7 protein-coding genes and 1 pseudogene are annotated in these 5,558 nt (G+C 60.8%); 6 read left to right on the forward strand and 2 right to left on the reverse strand.

Annotated elements, in window-relative coordinates; genetic code table 11:
- The 4 genes from lpxK to adk all read left to right on the forward strand — a co-directional run.
- Positions 1–666 (forward strand): tetraacyldisaccharide 4'-kinase (lpxK, locus tag B3V69_RS00405; protein WP_296442749.1); only part of this gene is annotated, 666 nt, incomplete at its 5' end.
- The gene (locus B3V69_RS00410; RefSeq protein WP_114971306.1) at positions 647–829 is read left to right on the forward strand and encodes a Trm112 family protein; all 183 of its coding nucleotides are present in this window, start codon (positions 647–649) and stop codon (positions 827–829) included. The genes lpxK and B3V69_RS00410, both read left to right, overlap by 20 nt.
- Entirely contained in the window at positions 826–1,581 is a 756-nt protein-coding gene (gene kdsB / locus B3V69_RS00415) for a 3-deoxy-manno-octulosonate cytidylyltransferase (RefSeq protein WP_296442753.1), read from the forward strand. The genes B3V69_RS00410 and kdsB overlap by 4 nt, the downstream gene beginning before the upstream one ends.
- Positions 1,582–1,707: 126 nt before the next feature.
- On the forward strand, positions 1,708–2,364 hold the full coding sequence (adk, locus tag B3V69_RS00420) for an adenylate kinase (RefSeq protein WP_296442755.1): 657 nt from the start codon (positions 1,708–1,710) through the stop codon (positions 2,362–2,364).
- Positions 2,365–2,397: 33 nt separating this feature from the next.
- On the opposite strand, the gene B3V69_RS00425 is transcribed toward adk, so the two are convergent.
- Entirely contained in the window at positions 2,398–3,396 is a 999-nt protein-coding gene (locus tag B3V69_RS00425) for an asparaginase (protein ID WP_296442756.1), read from the reverse strand.
- Positions 3,397–3,498: 102 nt separating this feature from the next.
- Here B3V69_RS00425 and lexA point away from each other — a divergent pair, with 102 nt between their 5' ends.
- Entirely contained in the window at positions 3,499–4,173 is a 675-nt protein-coding gene (lexA, locus tag B3V69_RS00430; protein WP_296442758.1) for a transcriptional repressor LexA, read from the forward strand.
- A 379-nt stretch (positions 4,174–4,552) separates the two neighbouring features.
- Here the strand turns inward: lexA and B3V69_RS00435 are convergent, their stop codons facing one another.
- Complete coding sequence (locus tag B3V69_RS00435) at positions 4,553–5,068, reverse strand: DUF1993 domain-containing protein (RefSeq protein ID WP_296442760.1); 516 nt, start codon at positions 5,066–5,068, stop codon at positions 4,553–4,555.
- Between the two features lie 101 nt (positions 5,069–5,169).
- On the opposite strand from B3V69_RS00435, the pseudogene B3V69_RS00440 reads away from it, so the two are divergent.
- Positions 5,170–5,558: pseudogene (locus tag B3V69_RS00440) on the forward strand (D-2-hydroxyacid dehydrogenase family protein); the annotation flags it as partial.

Consider the following 5,558-nt stretch of genomic DNA (forward strand, 5'->3'; position numbering starts at 1 on the left):
GTTTTTGTGGCGACCCGCCGTTTTGATGCGGCCAAATACCTGCTGGCGCGCTACCCGGACACCCAGGTCATCGTTTGCGACGATGGCCTGCAACATTTGGGCCTGTACCGCGACCTTGAAATTTGCGTTTTTGACGACCGTGGCGTCGGCAACGGTTTCTTGCTGCCGGCCGGCCCCTTGCGCGAACCCTGGCCCCGTGCGGCTGACCTGGTGCTGCACACCGGCGCGCACCCGGCGTTTGCCGGCTTCACGGCGCAACGCACGCTGGCCCGGCACGCGCTGCGGGCCGATGGCAGCCAGATTGCGCTGGCCGAACTGGCGCGCGGAGGTGCGAAACCCCTGCTGGCGCTGGCCGCCATCGCCAAGCCGGAAGACTTCTTCGCCATGCTGCGGGCTCAGGGTCTGCAGCTCGCGCGCACCGTCGCGTTGCCCGACCACTATGATTTTGATAGCTGGTTGCGCAATGAATACGAGGGCTACACCGTCATTTGCACCGAGAAAGATGCCGTCAAACTGTGGCCAAAGAAGTCGGATGCGCTGGCCGTGCCCCTGGTATTCACCCCTGAGCCCGCCTTCATGGCCCAGCTCGATGCCTTGCTGTCAGTTTTGCTGGCGGACCGATCAAACCCAAAGCTATCATCTCCCCATGGACACACGACTACTTGAATTGCTGGTTTGCCCCGTCACCAAAGGGCCACTGGAATACGACCGCGAGAAGCAGGAACTGACCTCCCGCAGCGCGCGACTGGCCTACCCGGTGCGCGACGGCATCCCCATCCTGCTGGAGAGCGAGGCGCGAACGCTCACCGACGAGGAACTCGGACTTTGAATTTCACGGTTCTCATCCCGGCCCGTCTCGCCTCCACCCGCCTGCCCAACAAACCGCTGGCCGACATTGGTGGTGCACCGATGGTGGTGCGGGTGGCGCAGCGGGTGATGTCGGTCACGCTCCCGTCGGGCCGGGTTCGCGTGGTGGTGGCCGCTGACAGCCCCGCGATCATCAGCGCCTGTCAGGCGCACGGAATCGAAGCTTTGCTGACCCGCACCGACCACCCGTCGGGCAGCGACCGGCTGGCCGAGGCCTGTCAGTTGCTGGGCCTGACGGACGACGAAATCGTGGTCAACGTGCAGGGCGACGAGCCCCTGATTGACCCCTCTTTGGTGGGCGCGGTCGCGCAATTGCTCACCCAGCGGCCGGAAGCCAGCATGAGCACGGCGGCACATGCGATTGACAACTGGGTGGATTTCACCAACCCCAATGTCGTCAAGGTGGTGCTCGACGCCCGGGGACTGGCGCTGTATTTCAGCCGCGCACCGATCCCGCATGGGCGGGATCAGCCCGGCGTGCGGCCCAGTCCGGCGCCTTTGCGCCACATCGGCATCTATGGCTACCGGGTCGGTTTTTTGCGTCAGTTCCCGAGATTGCCACAGGCGCCCCTTGAGATCACGGAAGCACTGGAGCAGCTGCGTGCCCTCTGGCACGGGCACCGCATTGCGGTCCACGTCTCGCAGCACGCGCCCGGCCCCGGTGTGGACACGCCTGAAGACCTGGCGCGGGTGCGTCAATTGTTTGGTGCTTGAATCGCCGCGCTTGTAAGCCAGGCCGAAGCGCTCACGTGCTATTCTTCAAGCAAAAGAAGCATTGCGATTGGCGCGCAAACGCCGTCCACAATGCACCCTGATTTCCATAAATTCCCGAGGACATCCATGAGACTCATCCTGTTGGGCGCACCCGGCGCTGGCAAAGGCACGCAAGCCACCTTCATCTGCCAGAAGTACGGCATTCCCCAAATCTCGACGGGTGACATGCTGCGCGCCGCCGTCAAGGCCGGCACGCCACTGGGCATTGCCGCCAAGAAAGTGATGGATTCGGGTGGCCTGGTCAGTGACGACCTGATCATCAATCTGGTGAAAGAACGCATCGCCCAGCCCGATTGCTCGGCCGGCTTCCTGTTTGACGGTTTCCCCCGCACCATCCCGCAAGCCAACGCCATGAAGGCGGCCGGCGTCAAACTCGATTACGTGCTGGAAATTGACGTGCCGTTTGACGCCATCATCGAGCGCATGAGTGGGCGCCGCTCACACGCGGCATCGGGCCGAACCTACCACGTCAAGTTCAACCCGCCCAAAGTTGCGGGCGTCGACGACCTCACCGGTGAACCCCTGATTCAGCGCGATGACGACAAGGAAGAAACCGTCAAAAAACGTCTGGCTGTGTACAGCGCCCAGACCCGTCCGCTGGTGGACTATTACTCCGACTGGGCCAAGGCCGAGCCCACCGTCGCACCGAAGTACCGCGCCATCAGCGGCACCGGGGGCGTGGACGAAATAACGAGCCGGGCGTTTGAGGCGCTGGCGAGCTGATCACCGCGGCAAGCCGTACCTCATCACGGCAACTCACTGCAATAGCGCCAGCATCAACGCCACCCGCGCCTTGACTGGCGACAGCCCTTTTGAATCTGGAAAAACGCTGCCCGGCGTCGGCAGCACGCGTCCGCTGGCGCAGCGGGTCGCAAGCAACACCTTGACGCCCGCCGTCTGCGCTCTGATCAACGCGGCTTGGAGCTCATGATGCACAGTGCCGTTGCCCGTGGCGGCGACCACCAGCCCGCGCACCGGCGCAGCATCCAGGCGCTGCGCGTCACCTTGAGACACGAGGGCATCCACCATGGCGCCACTCGCTCCCGCATAGCTCATCACAATCTCCACGCGTGGCCAGTGTGTCACAGATGCTATATTTTCAATAGCTGACTGCGCAATATCCACGGGGGCTAGAGGCCAATTTCTAACCAAACGAACAGCCCCTTCCTCGACGTAACCCAAGGGGCCGGCGTCGCCTGAGTTGAAGGCGTCGAGCCGATAGGGATGAACCTTTTGCACGTCTACCGCCCCATGCAGGGTACCGGCACAGACCGCGACCACACCGTGCGCCCCTGGCGTGACGGCGACGGCGACGGCATCCATCACGTTCTGCGGGCCGTCCGGCGCCGCGCTGGATGCTGGCCGCATGGCACACGTCAGCACCACCGGCTTGCTGGCGACCTGCGACGCCGGCAACACCGCGTGTAAGAAAAAAGCGGTTTCTTCCAGCGTATCGGTACCGTGGGTGATCACGATACCTTTCACGTCCGACTGCGACAGGTAGTGACTCACCCGCAATGCCAGCTGCTGCCACACGGCAAAACTCATGTCCTTGCTGTCGATCTGGGCGACTTGCTCGGTCACCAACGTCCGGCCGCCGAGCACCCTCGACAAGCCTGACACAGCGTCCAGCAGCTGGTTCACCCCGACCTGCGCGGCGGTGTAAGCAATGTTGTCGGCGCTGCTTGCCGCCGTGCCGGCAATCGTGCCACCAGTGCCCAGAAACACAATTTTTTCAAAATTATTTATGGCCATCGCTTGCAAACTTTCAAAAACTGGTTAAAAATACAGCTACTGGATATCAAGACAGTGTGTATAGACCAACAGTAAGACCGATCGTACTTCAAAGGAGTCGCCATGCTTGAAAGCCCCAAACTCACAGCCCGTCAGCAGCAGATTCTGGACCTCATCCAGAGTGCCATTGCTCGCACCGGTGCGCCACCCACCCGGGCTGAGATCGCCACCGAATTGGGTTTCAAGTCAGCCAACGCGGCTGAAGAGCACTTGCAGGCATTGGCACGTAAAGGTGTGATCGAACTGGTCAGTGGCACCTCGCGCGGTATCCGACTTAAGAGTGACGCCCTGCGTTCCATCAATGAGTCTCGCAGCAAGCAATACTCCCTGTCGCTTCCCGGTTTGAGCCAGCTGGTCTTGCCGCTGATTGGGCGGGTCGCAGCGGGCGCCCCGATTCTCGCGCAGGAACATATCGACCAGACCTATTACCTGGAGAACAGCCTCTTTCAGCACAAGCCCGACTATCTGCTCAAGGTGCGCGGCATGTCCATGCGCGATGTCGGCATCATGGATGGCGATCTGCTGGCCGTGCAATCCACCAAGGATGCCAAGAATGGCCAGATTGTGGTGGCCCGCTTGGGCGATGAAGTGACCGTCAAACGCTTTCGGCGCAACAAGGACCGGATTGAGCTGCACCCTGAAAACCCGGACTACCAAACCATCGTGGTGGAGCCTGGGGAACCGTTTGAAATTGAAGGTCTGGCCGTGGGATTGATCCGCAACACCATGCTGATGTAGGCGTCCATAGAAAGGTTTCAAATGAGCATTGCACTATTTGCCGTTCCCAGCGTTTTGGCCCCGCTGCAAGGCTTGTGGCGCTGGCTCCTGCCCGCCACCGCGAAGAGGAGGCCCACGTGTGTCGGCCTGGACCAGCGTTTCCGCGAACCTGCTATACATTCAATAGCTGGCAATTCCCGGTTTACAAGGGCCGAACACCAAAATCCTTCCAACAGTTCAACACGCAGGCCTTTGCGGATCGTGCGCGTCCTGGAAGCCGACCAAGCCTCCGGCAATGTCGGGCGCATGCTGATCTCGGGCCGCATGGCAGATGTATGCGCCGAGTTGGACCGCCTGGCGGCACGCGAAGCAGCACTTCACTGAACCGCCCCGCCCGCCCTCAAGCGTTGGCGCCCAGCAGGTAATCGCTCTTGCCCAACTCCACTCCGTTATGACGCAAGATGGCATATGCCGTGGTCACATGAAAAAACATGTTCGGCAAAGCCCAGTGTTTCAAGTAGGCCTCGCCCCGCATGGTCCGGTTGGCATCACGTCCCACCGGAAACGTGATTTCCTTTTGCTCCGTACCATCCAGTTTGTCGGCAGACACTGAGGCCAGGAAATCCAGCGTCTTCTGAATACGGGCCTTCAGCTCGGCCAGTGTCACCTCAACATCGTCAAACTTGGGCGCCTCCATGCCCGAAAGGCGCGCTATCGCATTCTTGGCGGCATCGCAGGCAATCTGAACCTGTCTGGACAAAGGCAACATGTCGGGCGCCAGCCGGTACTGCGTCAACGCCAGGGGATCGCATTTCTTGACATCCACAAAGACCTGCGCCTTGTCCAGCATATGGCTCAGATTGCCCAGCGTGGTGGTGAAAATTGGCAGACTGGCAGATGACATGGAAATTGACATGGATGTACTCCTCAAAAAATTCTGAAAAGCGACAATGCTAACCGTGTCAAGAAAAATCCGCTGCCCCACGCACAGTCAATGCCGAGGCACAATCACGTCATATGAATATTGTGATTCTTGATGATTACCAGGATGCGGTTCGAAAGCTCGACTGCGCAGCCAAGCTGGAAGCCTATCCGGCCAAGGTTTACACCAACACGGTCAAGGGACTGGGACAGTTGTCGGTGCGACTCAAAGATGCCGACGTGATTGTGCTCAACCGTGAGCGCACCCACATGCCACGCCAGCTGATCGAGAAGCTGCCCAAGCTCAAGCTGATTGTGCAAACCGGGCGTGTCGGCCCGCATATCGACGTGGTCGCGTGTACCGAACGCGGTATTGCCGTTGCGGAGGGTTCGGGCTCGCCCGTGGCACCGGCCGAGCTCACCTGGGCCCTCATCATGGCGGCGGTGCGGCGCCTGCCGCAGTACATCGGCAATCTCAAGCATGC

It is taken from the genome of Rhodoferax sp. UBA5149 (assembly GCF_002413825.1).
Taxonomy (GTDB): domain Bacteria; phylum Pseudomonadota; class Gammaproteobacteria; order Burkholderiales; family Burkholderiaceae_C; genus Rhodoferax.